At 37.8% G+C, this 21,329-nt stretch carries 21 protein-coding genes; 13 read left to right on the top strand and 8 right to left on the bottom strand.

Annotated elements, in window-relative coordinates; genetic code table 11:
• Positions 1-32: 32 nt before the first annotated feature.
• The 4 genes from J2Y40_RS19665 to murI all read left to right on the top strand — a co-directional run bounded on the left by J2Y40_RS19665 (position 33) and on the right by murI (position 4,186).
• Complete coding sequence (locus J2Y40_RS19665; protein WP_185152006.1) at positions 33-1,115, top strand: RluA family pseudouridine synthase; 1,083 nt, start codon at positions 33-35, stop codon at positions 1,113-1,115.
• A 51-nt stretch (positions 1,116-1,166) separates the two neighbouring features.
• Entirely contained in the window at positions 1,167-2,117 is a 951-nt protein-coding gene (locus J2Y40_RS19660; RefSeq protein ID WP_153398032.1) for a PorP/SprF family type IX secretion system membrane protein, read from the top strand.
• A 52-nt stretch (positions 2,118-2,169) separates the two neighbouring features.
• On the top strand, positions 2,170-3,294 hold the full coding sequence (gene hemW, locus J2Y40_RS19655; RefSeq protein ID WP_310000886.1) for a radical SAM family heme chaperone HemW: 1,125 nt from the start codon (positions 2,170-2,172) through the stop codon (positions 3,292-3,294).
• 61 nt (positions 3,295-3,355) lie between these two features.
• Entirely contained in the window at positions 3,356-4,186 is an 831-nt protein-coding gene (murI, locus tag J2Y40_RS19650) for a glutamate racemase (RefSeq protein WP_153398035.1), read from the top strand.
• A gap of 60 nt (positions 4,187-4,246) precedes the next feature.
• Here the strand turns inward: murI and J2Y40_RS19645 are convergent, their stop codons facing one another.
• Entirely contained in the window at positions 4,247-4,849 is a 603-nt protein-coding gene (locus J2Y40_RS19645) for a nitroreductase family protein (RefSeq protein WP_153398037.1), read from the bottom strand.
• A gap of 83 nt (positions 4,850-4,932) precedes the next feature.
• Between J2Y40_RS19645 and J2Y40_RS19640 the strand changes: the two genes are divergently transcribed.
• Complete coding sequence (locus tag J2Y40_RS19640) at positions 4,933-5,280, top strand: helix-turn-helix domain-containing protein (protein WP_153398039.1); 348 nt, start codon at positions 4,933-4,935, stop codon at positions 5,278-5,280.
• Here J2Y40_RS19640 and rsmD read toward each other — a convergent pair.
• The 4 genes from rsmD to J2Y40_RS19620 form a co-directional block, all read right to left on the bottom strand.
• The gene (rsmD, locus tag J2Y40_RS19635; RefSeq protein ID WP_153398041.1) at positions 5,277-5,849 is read right to left on the bottom strand and encodes a 16S rRNA (guanine(966)-N(2))-methyltransferase RsmD; all 573 of its coding nucleotides are present in this window, start codon (positions 5,847-5,849) and stop codon (positions 5,277-5,279) included. The two genes, J2Y40_RS19640 and rsmD, sit on opposite strands and share 4 nt — an antisense overlap.
• Before the next feature lie 82 nt (positions 5,850-5,931).
• Positions 5,932-6,648: a DUF3822 family protein gene (locus tag J2Y40_RS19630; RefSeq protein ID WP_310000885.1), complete on the bottom strand. Its 717-nt coding sequence runs from the start codon at positions 6,646-6,648 to the stop codon at positions 5,932-5,934.
• Positions 6,649-6,667: 19 nt separating this feature from the next.
• Positions 6,668-7,162 carry a Smr/MutS family protein gene (locus J2Y40_RS19625; RefSeq protein WP_310000884.1) on the bottom strand — a complete coding sequence of 165 codons (495 nt, stop codon included), beginning with the start codon at positions 7,160-7,162 and terminating at the stop codon, positions 6,668-6,670.
• A gap of 22 nt (positions 7,163-7,184) precedes the next feature.
• Positions 7,185-7,682 (bottom strand): metallophosphoesterase, encoded by a 498-nt coding sequence (locus J2Y40_RS19620; RefSeq protein ID WP_153398047.1) that lies wholly within the window; start codon positions 7,680-7,682, stop codon positions 7,185-7,187.
• 128 nt (positions 7,683-7,810) lie between these two features.
• On the opposite strand from J2Y40_RS19620, the gene J2Y40_RS19615 reads away from it, so the two are divergent.
• Positions 7,811-9,355, top strand: a complete 1,545-nt coding sequence (locus J2Y40_RS19615) for a serine hydrolase (RefSeq protein ID WP_310000883.1) — start codon at positions 7,811-7,813, stop codon at positions 9,353-9,355.
• A 211-nt stretch (positions 9,356-9,566) separates the two neighbouring features.
• Here the strand turns inward: J2Y40_RS19615 and J2Y40_RS19610 are convergent, their stop codons facing one another.
• Together J2Y40_RS19610 and J2Y40_RS19605 are read right to left on the bottom strand one after the other, a co-directional pair.
• Complete coding sequence (locus J2Y40_RS19610) at positions 9,567-10,448, bottom strand: archaemetzincin (protein ID WP_310000881.1); 882 nt, start codon at positions 10,446-10,448, stop codon at positions 9,567-9,569.
• Positions 10,429-10,905: a histidine phosphatase family protein gene (locus J2Y40_RS19605; protein WP_153398053.1), complete on the bottom strand. Its 477-nt coding sequence runs from the start codon at positions 10,903-10,905 to the stop codon at positions 10,429-10,431. Before J2Y40_RS19605 ends, J2Y40_RS19610 begins: the two co-directional genes overlap by 20 nt.
• A gap of 115 nt (positions 10,906-11,020) precedes the next feature.
• On the opposite strand from J2Y40_RS19605, the gene ruvX reads away from it, so the two are divergent.
• The 5 genes from ruvX to J2Y40_RS19580 all read left to right on the top strand — a co-directional run bounded on the left by ruvX (position 11,021) and on the right by J2Y40_RS19580 (position 14,715).
• A complete protein-coding gene (ruvX, locus tag J2Y40_RS19600) occupies positions 11,021-11,437 on the top strand; it encodes a Holliday junction resolvase RuvX (RefSeq protein WP_153398055.1) in 417 nt (138 codons plus the stop codon).
• A complete protein-coding gene (def, locus tag J2Y40_RS19595; protein WP_153398057.1) occupies positions 11,434-12,006 on the top strand; it encodes a peptide deformylase in 573 nt (190 codons plus the stop codon). The genes ruvX and def overlap by 4 nt, the downstream gene beginning before the upstream one ends.
• 80 nt (positions 12,007-12,086) lie before the next feature.
• Positions 12,087-12,644 carry a DUF5606 domain-containing protein gene (locus J2Y40_RS19590; RefSeq protein WP_153398059.1) on the top strand — a complete coding sequence of 186 codons (558 nt, stop codon included), beginning with the start codon at positions 12,087-12,089 and terminating at the stop codon, positions 12,642-12,644.
• Between the two features lie 379 nt (positions 12,645-13,023).
• Entirely contained in the window at positions 13,024-13,791 is a 768-nt protein-coding gene (gene mazG, locus J2Y40_RS19585; protein WP_310000879.1) for a nucleoside triphosphate pyrophosphohydrolase, read from the top strand.
• Positions 13,792-13,845: 54 nt separating this feature from the next.
• Positions 13,846-14,715 carry a hypothetical protein gene (locus J2Y40_RS19580; protein ID WP_153398063.1) on the top strand — a complete coding sequence of 290 codons (870 nt, stop codon included), beginning with the start codon at positions 13,846-13,848 and terminating at the stop codon, positions 14,713-14,715.
• Positions 14,716-14,804: 89 nt separating this feature from the next.
• Here J2Y40_RS19580 and J2Y40_RS19575 read toward each other — a convergent pair whose 3' ends face one another.
• On the bottom strand, positions 14,805-18,521 hold the full coding sequence (locus tag J2Y40_RS19575) for a metallophosphoesterase (protein WP_310000878.1): 3,717 nt from the start codon (positions 18,519-18,521) through the stop codon (positions 14,805-14,807).
• 26 nt (positions 18,522-18,547) lie between these two features.
• Between J2Y40_RS19575 and J2Y40_RS19570 the strand changes: the two genes are divergently transcribed.
• Together J2Y40_RS19570 and J2Y40_RS19565 are read left to right on the top strand one after the other, a co-directional pair.
• Entirely contained in the window at positions 18,548-19,714 is a 1,167-nt protein-coding gene (locus J2Y40_RS19570; RefSeq protein ID WP_153398067.1) for a Pycsar system effector family protein, read from the top strand.
• A gap of 233 nt (positions 19,715-19,947) precedes the next feature.
• Positions 19,948-21,327: a hypothetical protein gene (locus J2Y40_RS19565; RefSeq protein ID WP_310000876.1), complete on the top strand. Its 1,380-nt coding sequence runs from the start codon at positions 19,948-19,950 to the stop codon at positions 21,325-21,327.
• Positions 21,328-21,329 lie beyond the last annotated feature (2 nt).

The raw sequence follows: 21,329 nt of genomic DNA, 5'->3' as shown, positions 1-21,329 counted from the left end.
ATGTTGAGGCCTTTTGTGTAAAAAATAAAACAATGGCAGAAGATAACGAAGATTTTTTTGACGAGGAATTACTGGATTCCGGGAATATAGACAGTATTGAAAATATTGATATTGATGAGGAGAATAAAGGGTTGTATGAACATCTGAATATTACAGTAGACAGCAAGCAGGAACCTCTGCGGATCGATAAATTCTTATTACTATACAGACAGAATTCTTCAAGAAACAAAATTTCCCAAACCTGCCGTGCCGGAAATGTAGTGGTAAACGGAACTCCGGTAAAGCAGAATTACCGTGTGAAGCCGGGAGATCAGATTTCGGTACTGCTTGCGCATCCACCGAGGGAGAATGTGATTATTCCGCAGGATATTCCTGTTAATATTATATACGAAGATGATGATCTTGTCGTTGTAGATAAAGAAGCCGGAATGGTAGTACATCCCGGTTTTGGAAACTGGGACGGAACTCTGGTGAATGCGCTGGCTTTCCATTTTGAAAATAACGGGGAGAAATCTGATCTGGACAGGGTGGGACTTGTTCACAGGATTGATAAAGATACTTCCGGATTACTGGTTATTGCCAAAAATGAATATGCTTTAAGCTTTTTGGCTAAACAGTTCTTCAACAGAACTACAAAAAGACTCTACTGGGCTTTTGTCTGGGGAAATCTTCAGGAAGATGAAGGAACAATTAAAGGCCATATCGGAAGACATCCGAAAAATAGAATGCAGATGTCGGTATATGAAGATGGCAGCCAGGGGAAACATGCTGTTACCCATTATAAAGTATTGGAACGTTTCAAGTACATGACCTGGGTGGAATGTAAGCTTGAAACAGGAAGAACGCATCAGATCAGGGCTCATTTCAGGCATATCGGGCATACTTTGTTCAATGATGAGAGATATGAGGGGCATACTCCTTTGCGGGGAGTGAATCTGCCTAAGTATAAGCAGTTTATAAAAAATGTTTTTGATATTCTGCCAAGACATGCACTGCATGCCCATACTTTAGGTTTTATACATCCCACGACAAAGAAGGAATTGTATTTTGAGAGCCCAATGCCAAAAGATATGGCGGATGCTGTAAAAAAATGGAGAAATTATTTGGAAAACTAAAAATATATTGAGAATTTTTTTATATTTGTTGAATTGAAATCAAGATTTGTTATGAGAAAACTATATGCTATCGTATGTTTAGCTCTTTTGTCGAATGCATACAAAGCACAAGAATCACTACCATACTATCAGCAATATCTTTTGGATGGTGAGTTCCTGTTCAACCCAGCTCAATACGGAAAGACAGATTACGTACAGCTCAACGCCAATTATCACAAACAATTTGACAAGTTCAGCGACTCTCCAAACACGCAGTCTATTGGGATTAATGGAAACATTTTCGATAGAGTGGGAGCCGGACTTTCTATTTTCAGAGACAGCAATGGGCCTATCTCTGCAGGTGGTATTACTGCTGGTGCTTCTTATTTTATTCCACTAAGTAGTGAGGGGGAAAGAAAAGACCAGTTCTCTTTCGGTACCAGTGTAAGTTTCTATAACATGAATTTTGACTATACTTCGGTGAACGTTGAAGATGGTTATGATCCACTATTGATAGGAAAGGAAGGAAATATCTTCATGGCTTATGCCAACTTCGGAGCAGCAGCTACCTATAGAAATATTTTTGCAGGTGTTTCCGTGAATGATATTGCTTTAAGTAATGATAAAGCAATCGTAAACGGAATTGAACCTTCACCAATTAAGTTCTTCCTTAATTTAGGATACAACTGGCATTTAGCAGATAATATTTTCCTGACACCGTCAGCTTTGATCAACTTAAATACAAACTCAACAAGAATGATCGATTATAACCTAATGGGTACATTCTTTAATGATATCAACTCTTTCTCTTTCGGGGTAAGCTACAGAACAGTACAAAACAGATTCGACAGCCAGCAGCTTCAGGTTGCACCCGTAGTGAAAGTAAGATTTAATAAATTTATGGTTGGAGCTACTTACAACATCGGGATGTCTGATATTCAGACGTATGGAGGAAACAGCTTTATGATCAGTCTTGGTTATAACTTCGACAACTTTATTAATCATAGAGGATTTAGATATTAATCTGATTTAATTTAAATAAATTTGAGCTCTGAATTTTTTCAGAGCTTTTTTTATGATCTATATTCACGTTCCTTTCTGCAGACAGAAGTGCAGCTACTGCAATTTTCACTTTTCCACATCCCTGAACTTTAAGGATGAGATGATCCGTGCCATGAAAACGGAAATCATGCTCAGGAAAGATGAGCTTCAGGATAAAAATTTAAAATCCTTATATTTTGGAGGAGGAACTCCTTCCATTCTTTCTGCGGATGAAATCGGTTCTCTTATTGATGAAGTGCTCCGATATTTCAGTTTCGACAAAGATATTGAGATCACTCTGGAAGCAAATCCGGACGATCTGGATAAAAACTTTCTGAAACAGCTTTCAAAACTGCCGGTTAATCGTCTTTCCATTGGAACACAGAGTTTCTTTGATGAAGATTTAAAGCTGATGAACCGTGCACACAATGCGTCAGAAGCAGAAGGTTCCATCAAAAGAGCCCAGGATTTCGGCTTTGAAAACCTAAGTATTGATCTGATCTATGGTTCGCCAACCTCTAATCTGGAAATCTGGAAAGAAAATTTAAATAAGACCATTGCTCTTGAGGTTCCTCATATTTCATCTTATGCTTTGACGGTAGAACCAAAGACTGCTTTGGAAAACTGGATCTCAAAAGGAAAAGTGATTAGCCCGAAAGAAGAAGAGCAGAACAGAGAATTTTATTACTTGACAGATTTCCTGAAAGATAACGGATTTGAACATTATGAAGTCTCTAATTTTGCGAAACCCGGTTTTTATTCCAGACATAATTCCTCCTATTGGAAGTATAAGGAGTATCTGGGAATAGGACCTTCTGCCCATTCCTATAACGGATTTGATGTCAGAAGCTGGAATGTGGCCAACAATCAGCAGTATATCAAAAAACTGAGTAGTAAAAATCTTGCTAAAGAAGAAGAATTGCTTTCACAGGAAGATCAGTTCAATGAAATGATTATGATCGGGCTGAGGACCATCTGGGGAGTAGACCTGGAAAGTCTTAACAGTAAGTTTTCGGATCAAATTCTTGAACAGTTCCGGAATGAAATAAAATCTAAGCTGGAAGAAGGTATTTTAATGACTGAAAATAACCATTTGAAAATTCCTGAGAAACACTGGTTCATGGCAGACGGAATTGCTTCAGATTTGTTTATTGTATAATGGCTGTATATATGCAACTGTGCCATAAAATTCACTATTTTTGTATAAAATTTCAGTTCGTTTGAAAACTAAAAAACAAGATTATTCGCATCTTTCATCCAGCCAGCCGATCGGTATTTTCGATAGTGGGGTGGGAGGTCTTACCGTAGCTAAAGAAATTAAGAGGCTTCTTCCGAATGAGGATCTGATTTATTTTGGAGATACCAAGCACCTTCCTTATGGTGAAAAGTCAAAAGAAGCGATTATAGAATATTCAACCAAGATCACCAATTTTCTGCTTGAGCAGAACTGTAAAGCTATTGTGGTTGCCTGTAATACAGCTACAGCCAATGCTCTGAATGAAGTGCTGCAGTCTGCTGCAGGAAGAGTTCCTGTTATTGACGTCATTAATCCCGTGGCTGAAAAAGTATCTTATGAAATCCATAATAATGTTGGGGTAATCGCTACGAAAGCTACAGTAAACTCAGGCTTGTATAAGAAAAGCATCCGGAAGCATAATAAATGGATCAAAGTAGATGAGCTGGCAACACCGTTATTGGTTCCGGCTATTGAAGAGGGGTTTAAAAACCATCCGATTACGCACGCCATCATTTATAATTATTTAAGCAACAGCAAGCTGAAGAATATAGAAACCCTGATCCTTGGCTGTACTCATTATCCGCTTTTGATTGATGAGATTAAACAATATTACGGAAACCGTGTCCGTGTGATAGATTCTCCGAATATTGTAGCCAATCATTTGAAAATTATTCTGGATAAGTACCATCTTCTGAATGAAAACAATCCAAAACCCAACTATCATTTTTACCTTTCAGATCTCACCAAAAATTTTGAAAAGATCTCTAAGAAGTTTTTCGGGAAAACGATAGACCTGGAGTTGAAAGTATTATAAATAAAAGGCTGTTTCTATAATGAAACAGCCTTTTTTGATGTTCAGACCAGTCATTGGTTTTTACAACGCATCCAGAATTACTTTCTCAGCCTTCAGTCTGGATTTTGGATTGAATTTCGGTTGATTGGCATCTGTTTCCTCTTTAACTCCAATAGCTACAGCAAATAAAGTTTCATATTTTCCGTTTTCCAGAATTTCATCATACTGTTCCGGCTCAATTCCTTCCATTGGGGTAGAATCTATTCCCATAGCTGCACAGGCGGAAAGCAATATACCTAATGATAAATAGACCTGGTGAGCCAGCCATGATTTTACAGCAGCTTCACCTTTAGGTTTTACCCGGTTTATGTAATAGTTTACTGCTCCTTCAGGAAGGTTTTCCTCAATCTGCTTTTCAAAGTCTTCAGTCTTTTTTATCACTTGGAAAATAATCAGATGGCTGCAGTCCAACACTTTTTCTTTATTAATGAAAGAAACTTCTGCCAGCTGTTTTTTTAATTCAGGATTGCTGATGAAGATAAAATTCCATGGCTGGCTGTTGATGGATGAAGGGCTCAGGTTCAGAATTTCTTTCAGTTCACTGATTTGTTCTTCACTGATGGCTGCCTGAGGGTTATACTTTTTTACCGTATACCTCGTTTTCATTTTTTCTAAAAAGTTCATAATTTATACTATCATTTTTATAGTTGCAAAATTAATGTAAGTTTGTTACCTTTGCAATAACGGTTAAAAAGGATAGTATAAAAATGTATACAATAGACGATAAAAAATATCCCTGCTGCACAAGCGTGACGATGAGATTTATAGGTGGAAAATGGAAAGCTGTAATCTTATATCACCTGATAGACGGAGTTAAAAGATATAATGAGCTGCGAAAGCTCGTTCCCACCATTACAGAAAGAACGTTGAGCCTTCAGCTAAAGCAAATGGAGGAAGATGATATTATTGAAAGAAAAGTTTATACTGAAAAGCCTCCTTTAATGGTAGAATACAGCCTGACCGATTTCGGAAAGACGCTGCTGCCTGTTCTGCACGCCATTACAAACTGGGGAAAGGGTGCTCCGGAGCTTTCCAAAAAAATAATCAGGAATTAAATTTCCTGATTATCTTCTTTATTCGGTTCAAAAAAACTGAAACTAACGTTTCCGTATTTTCGGGTTTCTTTTAAATTGGAGTGTTCAAGCTTCATACGGCTTTGATGTTCTACGATCAGAACTCCGTTTTCTTTCAGGAATTTATTGTTGAGGACTAAAGAGATCAGTTCATAATATTTCTTTTCTTCCATTTCGAAGGGAGCATCAGAAAATACAATCTCAAAACTCTTTTTATTTCTGAACTTTTTAAGCCAGTCAAACACATCCCCTCTCTGTACATTGATCTGTAAGGACATATCCAGTTCTGATGCAGTAGAATTGATAAATCCGGTATGTTTCGGGTTCATCTCCACAGAAGTAACATCCTGACATCCTCTGGATGCAAACTCAAACGAGATAGAACCAATCCCTGCAAAAAGATCCAGTACGGAAATGGACTGCATATCATACGTATTTTCCAGAATACTGAATAAAGCTTCCTTAGCGAAATCGGTTGTTGGTCTGACATCAAAATTTTTCGGAGCCGCTATTTTCTTGGCTTTCCACTTGCCGGATATTATTCTGAACATATTTTTTTAGTTGTTAGGTAACAGACATAGGTGGCAGATCACTGAATTTGGGAATTAATCCCTATGATCCGCTGCCTGCAGTCTAATTGAGTATAAAATTCTTATTAGGAACGTTATCAAAAACAATTTTCAGGTTTTTGACAAATTTCTGAAGTTCGGAGATAAAGGTTTCATTTTCTGTGGTCTCACCATAAGCATAGAAATGGGTCTCATTGATGCCGAAACCTATTTTACTCAAAGTAAACATGATGAAATAAAGAAAATCTACTTCCGAATTGACATCCAGGTTGTTATACAGGATGATTTTTTTATTATCGATAGCAAAAAATTCACATTGGTTATGATATAGATTGATATGAATTTCTTTGCCGGTTTTAATGTTGATAGAATTTAAAAACTTTTCTCCCGAAAAATTAAAATGGACGGGAACCGCAATTTCTTTTATTTTTTTATAAAAGTTTTTCTGAAAAGTATAATAAAACTGTACCCCGAATTTTTTATTAACAGAGAGCATCAGTTCTTCTTTTTCTTTGTTGGTAGGAGCATTGAACGCAATAAGTTCAAATCCTGCCTCATGCTCAGAATATCCTTCCGGCATCAGGGTAAAATGATTCAGAGCCGAAACCACCTGTATTTCATCAAACCTTTGTTTGATAAGCATTTCATCAAGCTTGTCTTCGATTAGATTTTCCGTTGTTTCTTCCGTAACGAAATAAGACTTTTCCTCCAGGACACTCTTGTTTTTGGTGATCTGGCAGATTATTCCGTCTTTGGTAAAAAGTAAATTAAGTACGTTCATATTTCTATTGAATGCAAATTTAGTGAAATTCTATCATAACGGCACCCGATTGATGGTGAAGTATTTCTTTATTATAAAAATCGATATCAGTCTGGCTTTCCAGAACATTCCATACCATTCTCTGCAGGGTTCCGTCACCAATACCGTGAACAATTTCAAGTCGCTTCAGATGATGTTTTCTACAGAAACTTAGCACTTCCATCAGTTTTTCCTTTTGGATGAAAAGTCTTTCAAAACTGTCATAATCATTAGGATTCTTCACCAGATTGTGGAAATGAAGATCCAGAACCATATGATTTTTCTGGTGTTTTTTAGAAATAACCTTTTTCGGTTCGGCTTTCTTTTCAACCCTAATATTCTCGTAAAGATCAACATCTTTGGGAACCAGCTTTTCTTTTGGATACTGATGAGTGAATCCGTACTCATCTTTAAAAACCACAATATTTCCATTTACGGAAGTAATAATTCCGCTCAAATCTTCATCTACTACAGAAACTTTGTTCCCGATCTTCATAATTCTTAACGCCTGTTTACTTTTAACCTTTGTTTCCCAGTTCAATAACTTCAAGATCCTTTATTTCTTCACCATCTACTACAAATCTCATCATGGTTCTCACCTTATGCCAGCCCTGTTGTCCGCATGCGCCGGGATTAAGGTGCAAAAGGCTGTTCTTTTCATCATACATTGCCTTTAAAATATGGGAATGTCCGGAAATAAATAATTTAGGGGCTTTCTCAGCAATCTCTTTTTTGGTTAACGGAGTATATTTCCCAGGATATCCACCGATATGAATCATCAGAACCTCAAGATCTTCGCAGAAAAACCTGTTCACTTCAGGAAATTCAGAACGGATCTTTGCGTTATCAATATTTCCGTAAACTCCTTTCAGAGGTTTTATTTTTTCCAGTTGTTCAATAACGTCCATACTTCCGAAGTCGCCGCAATGCCACACTTCATCAGCCTGCTGTGCATATTCTAAGATTCTGTCATCTATATAAGAATGCGAATCGGAAAGGAGAAGGATCTTGGTCATAAAACGCTGGAATTTTTTACAAAGTTAGGAAAGATTTAATTTTTCAATATTTAAAACGAAAAACTTTTATCATCCGTAAAATGGTATCTCTTAATATTTAGTAAATTTGGGAGAAATATATAAAAAAAATGAAGCAGAAATTTTCTTTTTTCCTTCTTCTTTTGGCGGTGGGATTTTCCAATGCCCAGGTGGAAGAAAAAAAACTGGATGAACTGATCCAGAATACTCTGAAAACCTTCGATGTTCCCGGAATGTCTGTAGGAATTGTAAAAGATGGAAAAGTGATCTATTCTAAAGGTTTTGGGCAGCGCTCTTTAACTACAAAACAGCCGATGGATGACAATACACTGGTAGGTATTGCTTCCAACTCCAAAGGGTTCACCTGTACCGCTCTGGCCATCTTAGCAGATGAAGGAAAACTGAATTGGGACGATAAAGTTTCAAAATATATCCCTGAGTTTCAAATGTACGATCCGTATGTTTCCCAAAATGTAACGGTAAAAGATCTTGTAACCCACAGAGCCGGATTAGGATTAGGACAGGGGGATCTGATGTTTTTCCCGGAAGGTGGAAGTATGACTGTGAATGATATTATACACAACGTACGTTATCTGAAGCCTGAGAACCCTTTTAGAACAACGCTGGACTATAATAATATTATGTTTATCATTGCCGGAGAAGTTATTCACAGGATTTCCGGTTTAAGCTGGGCAGAATTTATTGAACAGAAAATCATGAAGCCGGTAGGGATGACCTCCAGTTATGGCAGCTATAACAAAGCAAAAGCAGTATCCAATAAGATTGATGCCCATGCTCCTGTAGATGGTAAAGCAGTAGCCGTTCCGCATGACTGGAATGAGACCGCTAATGCAGCAGGCGGAATTATGAGCAATATTAAAGATATGACTACCTGGGCAGATTGTCTTTTAAATAATTTCACTACTAAAGACGGCAAAAAACTGGTTTCAGATAAAAATGTACAGCAGTTGTGGAGCCTTCAGATTCCGGATAGAGTAGCGATGAAAAATCCTTATGACACCAGTTTCTATGGATATGGATTGGGATGGTTCTTAAGTGATGTGAAAGGACATAAACAGATACAGCATACCGGCGGATTAATAGGAACTGTTACCCAGTTCACCCTTATTCCGGATCTGAAATTGGGAATTGTAGTATTGACTAATCAACAGTCGGGAGCGGCTTTCAATACCATCACCAATACCGTAAAAGATTCTTATCTGGGAATTGCAGACAGAAACTGGCTGAAAACTTACGGAGAGAGAATGGCAAAAGTGAATGCTGAATATGAGAAGCAAAAAAAAGAAGCTTTTGCAAAATCTGAAGCTTTCAAAAAAGATAAAAACCTGCAGCCTAAAGCCGAACAGTTTGTAGGAAAGTATAATGACGAATGGTTTGGAGATGTGGAAATTTCACAACAGGGAAGTACCTACAGAATTATCTGTAAAAATTCACCAAGACTGAAGGGAGAATTGCTGCCTTATTCCAATAATACATTTATCATCAAATGGGACGACAGAAGCTACGATGCCGATGCCTATATTATTTTCGCCTATGATGAGAACGGTAAGGCAGAATCTGCAAAACTAAAGGCAATTTCAGATATCACAGATTTCAGCTTTGATTTTGATGACCTGGATCTGAAAAGAAAATAACAGAAGAGATTATTAAATTAACCTCAGTTCGGGATAAGAATATCTGATAAATGCAGGTTTGAAGCTGGATGATGGAAGAGGGAAGTTATGAAAGTCATTAAGAGCAAATATTGATTTGTTTTAATTTTCTGGAGGCTTTCAAACTCCTTGGCCCGAACTCACGTTAAATTATTCAATAGAAACGGGCTTAGGCCCGTTTTGTTTTTTTATATTATTTCAACACATTTAAATCTGCTTCAGTACGGGAAAGTTCAGTATTCAAATGTTGTTTTTCAAAGAATTGTTTCAGCTGGCTGAGGCGCTTTTTAGGATCGTAATGAATACTTGAGTTCAGTTTTTGCTGACAAAGCGAGCAGGCTCTTGCAAAATGAAAATCCGCCTCAGAAAGTGAATTGGTTCCGTTCATCACACAATTGGCATGAAGGCAGTGGCTGATGCCGAACATATGTCCGATTTCGTGGGAACTTATTTTTATTAGCCTAAGAAGACTTTCATTAAAATTAGATTCTGTTAAGTTACCATTAGCAAATCTGTACAGGGAAGTTACACCTACACCGTCTTCATAAGAAGCAAATCCGAAAACATAATTCCATTCCGGTCTGGGATACAGATCTCTTTCTGTAATTCCCATGAGTACCACACCATCTTTGGGCTTTCGTTTAATCAGAATATTGTCCAGAACATAGCTCGCCAATACCTGCTCATGTCCTTCCCTGGATATTCTTTTAGCCGTTTTGTCAATAATTGAATTAGGTAAAGCAGGAAGAATTTTTGTTTCCAGTTGGTAATAAGCATTTAAATATTCCTTAGTGAGCTGGATCTCCTTTTGCTGCAACGCATTGAAATTTCCTACAGGCTGTAGATAAATGATGTTTTTTCCGGGCTCAGGTTTTATTTTTTTTGACTTCTGAAAGTCTTCAAATTGCTGAAATTTTTCATCGTGGCTGTACCTCCAGCTTCCCGGTTGGGGATCAGAAAGTTTTACATCATTGATGGCGATTGTTTCCAGATAAGACTTTTCCTTCTTCTGGCAGGAGAAAAGGAAAATAAAAATAACTGCATAAAAAATACTATTATATTTTACCTGGTTCATAAAAGAACAGCAGCTTCTTTTTGGCTCCGTCAAATTCAGACCACGAATTGCAGTCGATCTCAAAGCCTGCTACCCCGCAGGTGGGAAAGTGAAAAATATCTTCCGAAATAGAATTGGCAAAGTTTGAAATACCATTGTTATGAGAGAACAGGGCTACAGAATTTATATGGTCATCCAGCTCGTAGATCACAGATTCAAAATTTCTTTCCGAGGGATTATACAGTTTATCTGCTGTTGACATATTCAGCTGATAGGTCTGGTTAAAGATCCTGCAGGTATTCAGTGCACGGACCGCCGGGCTGGATACCAGATAATCGATAGAAATATTCTTGTTTTTCATGAATCTGGACATGTTCATAGCGTCCTGCAATCCCTTATCTGCCAGGGGTCTGTCAAAATCTTCCGTTTCTTCCGGCCAGTCGCTTTTTGCATGTCTCACGAGGATGAGTTTCTTCATACTTTCGTTTTTTGGAAGATTAAAATTATAAAAAAAATAATGGAATAAAACATGATTTTTATAAAAAAACTGCGTTATGAATAAAATCAGTAAATTTTACTAAATTTGCAGACTTATGGGACAGATCCTTGCAATAGACTATGGAAAAGTGCGCTGCGGTATTGCCGTAACAGATGATATGCAGATTATTGCGAGCAGCCTGGATACCATTCAGACACCACTTCTGATGGAGTTTTTGAAGAAGTATTTCAGTGAAAACAAAGTGGATGAAGCAGTCGTAGGACTGCCTACAGATCTGAAGGGTAATATTTCTGAAGTGGAGACGGATATTTTGAAATTCATTGGAGTGTTTCAGCAGGAATTTCCGGATATCAGGGTTCACCGTTTCGATGAAAGATTTACCTCGAAGATGGCTTCCTTTTTTATTTCCCAGAGCGGAAAAAATAAAAAAAAGAGGCAGGAAAAAGGATTAATAGATAAAGTAAGTGCAACTATCATATTGCAGAATTTTTTAGAACAAAGAACAAGATGATTTTACCGATAAGAGCTTTTGGGGATCCTGTTTTGAGAAAAATGGGAAAAGACATAGATAAAGACTATCCCGGATTACAGGAATTGATAGACAATATGTTTGAGACGATGTACAGTGCAAACGGTATCGGATTGGCTGCACCTCAGATCGGGCTGGATATCCGTATGTTTGTGATTGACGTAACTCCGCTGGCGGAAGACGAAGATTATGAAGATATTAAAGACGAATTAGCAGAATTCAAAAAAGTTTTCATCAATGCACAAATTCTTGAAGAATCAGGCGAAGAATGGAAGTTCAACGAAGGATGTCTTTCTATTCCGGATGTAAGGGAAGATGTAAAAAGAAAGGGAACCATCGTTATTGAATATTATGACGAAAATTTTGTGAAACATACAGAAACTTTTTCCGATATTAGAGCCCGCGTAATTCAGCATGAATATGACCACATCGAAGGGATTCTGTTTACCGATCATTTGAGTGCGTTGAAGAAAAAGCTGGTAAAAGGCAAACTGACGAAAATCTCTCAGGGGGATGTAAGCATCAACTATAAAATGAGATTTCCAAAATAAGGATAAACAAGGATAAAAAGAAAAAATAATACAGAGCAAAAAGCCCCGAGCTGATTGCAGAATTTACAAACAATATAATTATGCTGTTAGAAAAAATAATTTCAATTTCAGGAAAGCCAGGACTTTACAAATTAGTTTCTCAATTAAGAAACGGGTTTATTATTGAAGACGTTACGACCAAGAAAAAAGTAAGCATCGGAAACTCAAGCCAGGTAAGCTTATTAGATAATATCGCAATGTTTACAGTGGATAAAGAAGTTCCTTTGTTCGAAGTTTTTGAAAATATTGCTAAAAATCAAGATTACAAAGAAACAATCTCTCACAAATCTTCAGATGCTGATCTGAAAGAATTTATGACGGCTTCTCTTCCTAATTATGATACGGAAAGAGTATATGCTTCTGATATCAAAAAATTGGCTCAATGGTATAATATCCTTCATAAAGCAGGATATATTACTCCGGAAAGCTTCGTAAAAGCAGAATCTGAAACTTTAGAACCTGCACAGGAAGAAGTAAGCATTGACAAAGATGCTCCTAAAAAAGCAGCTCCAAAAGCAGAAAAACCTGCCGCTCCGAAAGTAAAAGCTACTTCAGCAGCAAAAGCAGCTCCAAAAAGTACACACAGAAAGCAAGGATAATTAATCCTTAATTGTAAAATACAAAGCCCCGTCAATCCCGATGGGGCTTTTTTGTTGAAATTTATTCGCTCGCAGATGGGGTCTATAGCGCAGATTTTTTGATATATTTTGTTAGGTTTGCACAAAGACGCTATTTTTTTACCAGCTTTATGGATATAAGACGCCAGATTTTATCTCCGATAAAATTTCATACTGTGAAACTTGCTGAAAATCTCCGATTTTCTTGCGCCTTAAAGCAGCATAATCAAAATCTTGCGACCTTGCGTTTTCCAACCAAAGATTGCTGTTATGTTTCGGATTCATTCAATTTTAAAAATAAGGTTTGCCGGGGAGCCCAAATAACCCTTACCTTTGTATAATATTGAACGTTCAACAAGTTATGAATACCAGACAGGAAAAATTAGAAGCCTTCGGAAGATTGCTGGATATTATGGATGATCTCCGGGAAAAATGCCCATGGGACCAAAAACAGACCCTGCAGTCTTTACGTCATCTGACATTGGAGGAAACGTATGAACTTTCAGATGCCATTCTTCAGGAAGATCTTCAGGAGATAAAAAAAGAATTGGGTGATGTACTTCTTCATCTTGTTTTTTATGCTAAAATAGTTTCTGAAAAAGAAAGTTTTGATATAGCAGATGTAATCAATTCCCTGAATGAGAAACTCATCTTCAGGCACCCGCATATTTATGGGGATACTGAAGTAAAGGATGAAGAAGAAGTGAAGCAGAACTGGGAAAAACTGAAACTGAAAGAAGGCAATAAATCTATATTAGGCGGTGTTCCGAAAAGCCTTCCAAGCATGGTAAAAGCCTACAGAATACAGGACAAGGTAAAAGGGATTGGATTTGAATTCCATGATGCGGAGGATGCCTGGAAAAAAGTGGATGAAGAAATACAGGAATTCCATGAAGAAACTGATCCTGAGAAGAAGGAACAGGAACTTGGGGATGTATTTTTCTCATTGATTAACTACGCAAGAATCTCTGGGATCAACCCGGATTCAGCGTTGGAAAGGACTAATTTGAAATTCATTTCGAGATTTCAGAAAATGGAAGGACTTGCTGAGGAGGACGGCCTGAAACTTGCAGATCTGTCACTCGAAGAAATGGATGTCTTTTGGGAAAAGGCTAAACGTTTGCCTTAGCAAAGAATTTTTTCAGCATCAATAGATAATTAATAACTTAGATTAAAAATAGATATGTTACGGACACTCATATTTTCAGCCTGCATTTTGTGGAGCTGTAATCCCAAGGCTCAGGATACCCCTAAAAATGATGAATTAAAAGTGGAGTTTTCTCTGCCCAAAAAGCTAAAGGAAGTTTCCGGAATAGCATTATCCAAAGATAAAAAAACGATCTGGGCTATTGAAGACCAGGGGAATAAGAATAGGGTGTATGGCCTGGATATGAAGGGGCAGCAAATTGCTGATGTTTTGGTAGAAAATGCAGAAAACAGAGACTGGGAAGATATAACAGCCGATACACAGGGAAATATCTATATTGGTGATTTCGGAAATAACGACAACAACAGACAGGATCTTGCCATTCTGAAGATAGGCCTTCAGAATATAGAGCAGAAAACAGCTAAAGTAGTGGAGACTATTAAGTTTCATTATGAGGGACAGACCGAGTTTCCTCCTAAAAAATCGAACTGGCTGTACGACTGCGAAGCTTTTGTTGAGATGAACGGTAGTTTTTATCTGTTTACGAAAAACAGAAGCAAAGGTTTTGACGGAACATTTCTGGTATTCCAGGTTCCTAACAGGGAAGGAGATTTCGAGGCTAAGCTAATAGGGAAACTGAAGCTTGATGGAAAATACAGTGATGCTGCTATCACATCTGCTGCCATTAACAGTACAAAAGATAAAATTGTTTTGCTGACCCATAAGAATATTCATGTTCTTTCCGGATTTAAAGCGGATGATTTCAGTACAGCAAAGATTGAAAAAATATCTTTAAATCATAATTCCCAGAAGGAAGCCGTTGTGTTTCTTGATGACAAAACCCTGCTGATTGCTGACGAAAAAGATAAGCAGACAGGCGGAAACGTGTACCAATTTTCTTTTTAGATAAACGACAGATCTAAGCTTTATATAACTTAAACTAAAAACCTTCAGTTGAAAGCTGAAGGTTTTTTGATGTTATATGTCATAATAGCTTAAAAAGTCATTCCGACTCCTGCCGAAATCCTTCCGCCATCTGAACCGTAAAAATAATTAAGCCTTGCAGAAAGCATCTCTACAATGCTCATCCAGAAACCTGCTCCTACAGACTGGTGCCATTTGGTGGAATTTTCATTATCATTCCATACACGGCCGATATCATAACCGATTAGCACTCCCATATTGGCGGGAACGATATTGTTTCTCACCCTTCCGAAATCCCAGCGGACTTCAGAATTGTTGGTGAAGTATGATCTTCCTGAGAATCTGTCGTTTCTGAAAGCTCTCATTCCGTTATTCCCTCCGATACTTGCCGCCTGATAGAATTCAAAATTATTATTGTTAATCCACATCACGTTGCTGGAATTGGCAAAAACAAAATTTCCTTTTTTATCAATTCTGTGGTCAATCGTCAATGTTCCGTTCAGCGTGACGAAATTCTTTTCAAAGTTGGATGTATTGGCTTTCCAGTCTGCATTAATCAGGAATTCCAGTCCTAAAGTCGGGAAAGCATTATTATCCATGTTTTTGTAACTGAATGTATAGTTGGCCCCGGTAAACTGCTGGCTTTTGAACACATCAGGACGTACATCCGGTGACTGGTCTACAAAACGGTCGCCTTTTCGCTGTACTTTATTATCCTCAAACGTAAGCTGGAACTGATGCTGAAGATTCATCCAGCTTTTTTTGGAAATGGAAGGGGCAAAATTGAATCTGGATATTCTGGCCCGGTTGTATTCCCTTTCCGTATTTTCTTTGTCGTAGGGGCTTTCATTGGAAAGGCCAAAGAAGTTTCTGGAAAATTTCGGAGTGGTATAACCTGCGTCAATATTTAAATCCCATCCGGAAATCGCTTTCTTAAAGATCCCTTTATACACAAGATTGAATCCTGCCGTAGCCGTATAGAAATTAGCTTTCAGACTGTGCTTCTGTGTGTAAGGATCGCGGATGAAGTTATTCACAGTATAATTGGCAAGGAAACCTATAATTACCCCGTCATCAGGATTGTAATCCGCATTCGGGTAACCCGCAACATAATTGAATTTCGGGTGTTTATAATTGTAGGTATTGATGTCATAGTCATCAGAAATATTTTTTGTTGCCGATCCTGCATTGTAGGTGTTTTTCTGAGATTTGAAATCATAAATTTTCACTCTGCTTCCGTCTGCAATATTATACACATCATGGTTGTAGCCACCTACGAGTCTGATGGCCATTTTAGGTCTGCCTTCTCCTGAAACTTCATAAATATCATCATCTTCCAGTCCGTAAATCCAGAGCTCCTTGGTTTTGGAGTCATCATAGTTTTTTTCGAAGACCAGCTCAGGATTTTCTTTGTCTTTGTCTAATTTATATTGTTTTACATTAACTGAATGCCCGGTTTTTGTGACCACAAACTTATCAGGATTCACGGTTCCGGCCAAAGGAACTTTTTTCTGAAGCACATCATAATATTGGGATGCATAATTCTGCAGTTTTGTTTTCCGTATTTTCAGCTTACTCAGGATGTCGGAAAGAGTTTCATCTTTTACTTCTTTCGGAAGATTAGTGAAGGCGTCGTCAATATCAGCATCCGTAAGATGATCCTGGATGTATTTGGCCTGAGCAATCCATTCTTCCTGTGTAGAACCTTTCAGGAAAACCAGATCCAGTGGATAAGGCTCCATATTCATCCATTTTACATTTTTTATGTCATCTTTGAAGGTTTTCATATGGCGGATAGCCGGAACATTCATAATGATTCTGAATGCAGCCCCGTCATACTTGCTGAAAGCCTGATCTCTGTCTTTCGGGATCGGTTTGTATACCACCTGATCTCCCTCCTGGTATTCTGCCCATTTCCATTGATCAGAATGCCTGTCCCAGTCGCCGATCAGCATATCGAAGATTCTTGCTCTGATGTAGGATTCACGGTCTACGGAATATTTATAATTTTTAGTGAAATTTTTCAGAACATCATCTGTAGAAACAATGTCTTTGGCATTATCCAGTGAGGCAAGGGTTTTAGGATCGGAAGAGAAACGTTCCTCAATCATGTACATTTCATCCCCGTAGTTTTCATTATATTCTCCCAGCGTATACTGCTTCGGGATGTAATATAATTTCGGATTGCTGTGAAAGATTCCCACCTTATCAGCCATATTTCCTACAGAAAAAGGGGTAAAAGGATGATTGGTAGTGTAAAAATCCAGCAGGAATTTTTCCGGGAAGGTATTATTCAGCTCATTTCCGAAAGTACTTTTCTTAAAAGCCATATTATTAAGGAAACGGACGGCGCTTTTCTTTACTCCACGCATCACAAACTCCTGTCCGTCTGCTGCTTTTAGTCGTAAGCTGTTCGACTGGTTTCCTCCTCCTTCTCGGAAAGGGGTAAAGCCTCCGTTTAACGTAGCAAGATCAGCTGTAGGAGCTTCGATAGGAATTCCGTAATACTTTCTGTAGTGTTCGCCCCATAGCCAGCGGTACACATTCCCTTTTTGGGTAAGCTCCACAGGGTATACTGTTGAGGTAGCAGTCCCAGGAAAAGTACGTGGATAATTATTGACAAATACATCCGGTTTTGAGATCACGGAAATATGGGTAAGCTTTTGTAAGTTGTTATTTTTTGTAGAAAAATATTCAACATCAGTGCTTTGATCTTTTCTGATATTCAGGACTGCGAAGCCGCTGCCTCCGTAAGAGAAATCGGTCTTCTGGGCAATGGTGGAGGGATCTGTTTTGGAACCTGCGCCACTGATAATCTGTCTTATATTCCGGTCTTCATGATATTGAAGATTATGATCATGTCCGGAAACAAAAATGATATTCTCTTTATCCTGAACAATGCTTTTTAAACGGTTGGCCAGATCAGCATAATGCTGGTTATTGAGATCTTCTGGACTGGCACCGGAAGAACTTCTCAGTATATTGATAAGACTTGCGACACCGGGAACCGGAATTTTACTTTTCAACGGAAAAAGATGGGATTTTGCTGAATTGAATCCCGCATGGGTACCACTGCTGATGATGGGATGATGCAGCGCAACAATGATTCTTTTATCCTGGTTTTTAGTCACCAGATCTTTAAATTCTGTAAAAAAATCTTCACGGGTTTTGATGGTGCAGCCTTTGTTCACCCCTGGATAATTATCCCAATTGGCCAAAGCCCATTCAGAATCAATGACGATCAGTTTGATGTCTTTTGATAGGTTAATATCATCTATAGGACAGGAATTTTTCGGTAAAAAAGCTTTTTTGTCGTTGAAATAATTCTTCACGAAATCCTCCTGTGCTTTTAGACCTCCCAAACCATTGTACCAGTCATGATTTCCCGGAATAACTAATGTTTTTCCTTTAAAATTTTTAGTGATAATCAATTGGTCTTCCAGCTTTTGTTTTGCCAAAGTATAGTCTTTGTCTGTCTCTTGGGGCATTCCGTTGGGATAGATATTATCTCCCAGGAAGATCAGCATCGAATTACTGTCTGCAGAGTCCAGCTTGTTTTTAAGAAGGCTGAGCGTCTGTTGTGCCTGAACTTCATCTGCATTGCCTGCATCACCAATCAGGAAAACTTTAAAATCATTTTCAGATTTTATATCAGAATTTTTTACTTCAAATAAGTTTTTACCCTTTTTTACGTTATATGTTGCGCAGGAGTAGAGAACTCCGGCAGACAATACTGCTCTAAAGGCAATAGAAGTATTTTTTAAATGAGTTTTAAAGGATAAATTCATAAATTTACATTAACAAAAATTCAGGGATGAGCATTTTACACAAAGCCAAAGATTATGTTGAAATCTTATTCAAAGATAAGTTATCTTCTGTATACTTTTACCATAATTTTATTCATACCACCTATACGGTCAATAAGGCTGAAGAGATTATGAAGCATACCCCGGTTTCTGAAGAGGACCAGGAAAAAGTGCTGCTGGCTCTCTGGTTTCATGATACCGGTTATATAGAATGTGCCCAGAACCATGAGGAAAGAGGGGTTGAAATTCTGAAAGACTTTTTACAGAAAGAAAACTATCCTGAAAATTATATCCACGATGTTTCCCAATTGATTCTGGCAACAAAAATCACTTATGAGCCGCAGAATCTTCTTGAAAAAATTGCGAAGGATGCCGATTGCAGCCATTTTGCAAGCCATGACTACAGTGATATTTCCGATTGTCTGAGAAAAGAATGGGAGCTTACGAATGTAAGATGCTTTTCCAATGAAGAATGGAATGCCGGAAATCTTGATATGCTGAAAAATAAACATCATTACTATACAGAATACGCCAAGGAAAACTGGGATCCTTTGAAAAAGAAGAATATTAAAAAAATAGAGAAAAAGCTGGAAAAAGAAGACGATAAAAAAGAAAGCTCCGATAATAAAAAAGAAAAGGAACCTAAATCTGACCGTAGTGTGGATACGCTGTTCAGGGTAACTTTGAATAACCATACCCGACTGAGTGATATTGCAGACAGCAAAGCGAACATCCTGCTTTCCGTGAATGCGATCATCATTTCTGTATGTCTTTCTGTGCTGGTTCCTAAACTGGATACTCCCAAAAATTCACACCTGATCATTCCAAGTTTTATTCTCCTGCTATCGAGTGTACTGACAATTATATTTGCGATTTTATCTACAAAACCCAATGTCACGAAAACGGCATTTACCGCCCAGGATATTAAAGAAAGAAAAGTAAACCTATTGTTTTTCGGGAACTTTCACCAGATGTTGTTCAATGATTATCATGATGCGATGAGAGACCTGATCAAAGACCGGGATTATATCTATGATTCTATGGTAAAAGATCTTTATTTCCTCGGAAAAGTGCTGGATAGAAAATACAAGCTTCTTTCTATTACCTATAAAATCTTTATGGCCGGTATTATTATTTCCGTGCTTTCTTTTGGGTATGCGTTTCTTTCGCTTTGATGAAGTGAAAACTTTATCTGCATACTTTTTTTAATCAGAGGGGCTATTTTTTCTTAAAAAATTATTGACGAAAATTTCAAATACTTTTCGCCCTACCGTCACAGACTTGTCAATAGATAAGCCTGGGACTTTGTGATGATTAAAAACAAGCATATTTGGCTGCTTTTATTTTTATTTTATTCATGCGTTTGTGAATTTTTTATATATTTAACCCACCAAAAAAACAAAAATGTATGAAGAAAAAATTAAACCTTACCAGGATTTTCCTGGTCATTCTGGCAGTGCTCTCTGTCTGTTCCTGTATCCGTGAGGATCTCCTTCAACCCGATAATACCAAGGGATTACCATCGAAAGGTGCCACTGCTGCAAAATATGTTTCGAAAAGTTTATGGCAGGAAGACGATGTATATATTGCGAAAATACAACAGGTATTCTTAAAGGCCGCCAACCTGGAAAAAGTAAAAGAAACTTATGGCGAGCTGTACTGGAATTATGCGATGAGTTTCGGTCAGTTTGGGGAAAAGTATCTATTGGTTCCTGTAGTGAAAAAAGACAAAGTTGTTCTTTTGATGGAGGCGGTAAGAAAAGGTAACAGGGTGTATTTCTATGAAAAAGATGATGCTGATCTTCTAGGTTTCTTTCAGCATGTACTATACTCTAATATTCTTAGCCACAGCGAAGTGATAGACGGGGCTGCCGCTAAGTCAAAATATGTATGCTCTACCAGAACCATTGTGATAGGCTGTCTGAATGGACAAACGGATTGTGAGCCGCTGAGCTACTCACAGATGGTTTGCGAATGGAAGGAAGGTGGGAACGGAGGCCCTCCTCATAAGAGTTTTGATCCGCTTGGTGACCCGTTTAGCGGTGGAGGTGGTGGAGGTGGAAGCAGTGATGACGGCCATGAATATCCTGATCCACCAGAAGATCCATGCGAGAAAAATAAACAGATCATTACCAACCCGGGGATACAGAATAAAATAAAAGATGTAAGAGAGAAAGCTGACAGTAATGGCAGATATGAGTTTGGGTTTAAGGTGAATGTAGATGGTACATCCACTGAAGTAACTCAGGGACCTGTAAAAGGAGAATGGGAGGTTGGAAGTTTAGCGGGGATTAAAGGTTTTTATCACTCACACCCGGATGTAGGAATCCAGATTTTTTCTCCTAATGATATACAATCATTTTTCAGAACTAGAGTGACTTCAGGAACCCCCTCTACAGTAAGTGATATTTTTATCGGAGTAATAGGCGCTAAACCATGCAGCTGCCCGGGTGGTAAAAAATATTTTCATTATATGATTCGGTATGAAGGTTCATTAGAGGATGCAGGGACGGTTACTTTTACAGATTATAATATGATAGATATTATAAAAGATTATCAAGAAAGAGAAAATAAATTAACGTCTATATTGCCTACTTCTCCGTATTCAGATGATGGAGGAGTATCACTTAATTATAAAGGTGTTGAAAAATTATTTTTTGATACATTAGATAGAATGAATATAGATAAAACAAAAATGGTATTGCAAAGAATAGAAAATGATGGAACTATTAATACAATTATGTTTAATAATAATGGAATTCCAACCGAAATTCCTTGTCCTAACTAAAA

Source organism: Chryseobacterium sp. 2987, from assembly GCF_031456375.1.
GTDB classification, from domain to species: Bacteria; Bacteroidota; Bacteroidia; order Flavobacteriales; family Weeksellaceae; genus Chryseobacterium; species Chryseobacterium vaccae.
This window is presented reverse-complemented; position numbering and strand designations above follow the sequence as displayed.

Excerpts from the sequence above, each read along its gene's own strand:
- J2Y40_RS19580 (WP_153398063.1), top strand. The coding sequence starts at position 13,846 with ATGTTACGGACACTCATATTTTCAGCCTGCATTTTGTGGAGCTGTAAT.
- J2Y40_RS19625 (WP_310000884.1), bottom strand. The coding sequence starts at position 7,162 with ATGAAGATCGGGAACAAAGTTTCTGTAGTAGATGAAGATTTGAGCGGA.
- J2Y40_RS19665 (WP_185152006.1), top strand. The coding sequence starts at position 33 with ATGGCAGAAGATAACGAAGATTTTTTTGACGAGGAATTACTGGATTCC.
- mazG (WP_310000879.1), top strand. The coding sequence starts at position 13,024 with ATGAATACCAGACAGGAAAAATTAGAAGCCTTCGGAAGATTGCTGGAT.
- J2Y40_RS19620 (WP_153398047.1), bottom strand. The coding sequence starts at position 7,682 with ATGACCAAGATCCTTCTCCTTTCCGATTCGCATTCTTATATAGATGAC.
- hemW (WP_310000886.1), top strand. The coding sequence starts at position 2,170 with ATGATCTATATTCACGTTCCTTTCTGCAGACAGAAGTGCAGCTACTGC.
- J2Y40_RS19575 (WP_310000878.1), bottom strand. The coding sequence starts at position 18,521 with ATGAATTTATCCTTTAAAACTCATTTAAAAAATACTTCTATTGCCTTT.
- J2Y40_RS19640 (WP_153398039.1), top strand. The coding sequence starts at position 4,933 with ATGTATACAATAGACGATAAAAAATATCCCTGCTGCACAAGCGTGACG.
- ruvX (WP_153398055.1), top strand. The coding sequence starts at position 11,021 with ATGGGACAGATCCTTGCAATAGACTATGGAAAAGTGCGCTGCGGTATT.
- J2Y40_RS19570 (WP_153398067.1), top strand. The coding sequence starts at position 18,548 with ATGAGCATTTTACACAAAGCCAAAGATTATGTTGAAATCTTATTCAAA.
- def (WP_153398057.1), top strand. The coding sequence starts at position 11,434 with ATGATTTTACCGATAAGAGCTTTTGGGGATCCTGTTTTGAGAAAAATG.
- J2Y40_RS19660 (WP_153398032.1), top strand. The coding sequence starts at position 1,167 with ATGAGAAAACTATATGCTATCGTATGTTTAGCTCTTTTGTCGAATGCA.
- J2Y40_RS19615 (WP_310000883.1), top strand. The coding sequence starts at position 7,811 with ATGAAGCAGAAATTTTCTTTTTTCCTTCTTCTTTTGGCGGTGGGATTT.
- J2Y40_RS19590 (WP_153398059.1), top strand. The coding sequence starts at position 12,087 with ATGCTGTTAGAAAAAATAATTTCAATTTCAGGAAAGCCAGGACTTTAC.
- J2Y40_RS19630 (WP_310000885.1), bottom strand. The coding sequence starts at position 6,648 with ATGAACGTACTTAATTTACTTTTTACCAAAGACGGAATAATCTGCCAG.
- J2Y40_RS19610 (WP_310000881.1), bottom strand. The coding sequence starts at position 10,448 with ATGAACCAGGTAAAATATAATAGTATTTTTTATGCAGTTATTTTTATT.
- rsmD (WP_153398041.1), bottom strand. The coding sequence starts at position 5,849 with ATGTTCAGAATAATATCCGGCAAGTGGAAAGCCAAGAAAATAGCGGCT.
- J2Y40_RS19645 (WP_153398037.1), bottom strand. The coding sequence starts at position 4,849 with ATGAACTTTTTAGAAAAAATGAAAACGAGGTATACGGTAAAAAAGTAT.
- J2Y40_RS19605 (WP_153398053.1), bottom strand. The coding sequence starts at position 10,905 with ATGAAGAAACTCATCCTCGTGAGACATGCAAAAAGCGACTGGCCGGAA.
- J2Y40_RS19565 (WP_310000876.1), top strand. The coding sequence starts at position 19,948 with ATGAAGAAAAAATTAAACCTTACCAGGATTTTCCTGGTCATTCTGGCA.